This window comes from Dellaglioa sp. CoH-57-MRSF-19, from assembly GCF_056781975.1.
This window is the reverse complement of sequence record NZ_JBXAXW010000352.1, coordinates 1-232: the sequence shown is the minus strand read 5'-3', so window position 1 is coordinate 232 and position 232 is coordinate 1. Positions and strand designations below refer to the sequence as shown.

The 232-nt window shown below is 62.5% G+C and carries 1 protein-coding gene; it reads right to left on the bottom strand.

Annotated elements, in window-relative coordinates; translation table 11 throughout:
• A partial coding sequence (locus AC1RO3_RS09465) for a hypothetical protein (RefSeq protein ID WP_481764165.1) occupies nt 1-232 on the bottom strand: 232 nt, incomplete at both ends.

The following is a 232-nucleotide window of genomic DNA, read 5'->3' as shown; positions in this document are numbered from 1 at the left end:
GAACATTGCTGCGTGGCAAATCAGGCCCACGGCGACACCGATGACGAGCGCGGACTGCCACCCTGAATTGAGCAGCGGGAAGAACGAGAAAGTCCATAGCGCGGCTGCAGCGATTCCGGCACCGTATACGGCGCGACGGCCGAGGCGGTCCGACAGGGCACCGAAGTATGGTACCGCGACAGCGTTTAATGCTGCGCCGATCCAGACGGCAATAAGCGCCGCAGTTCTACCC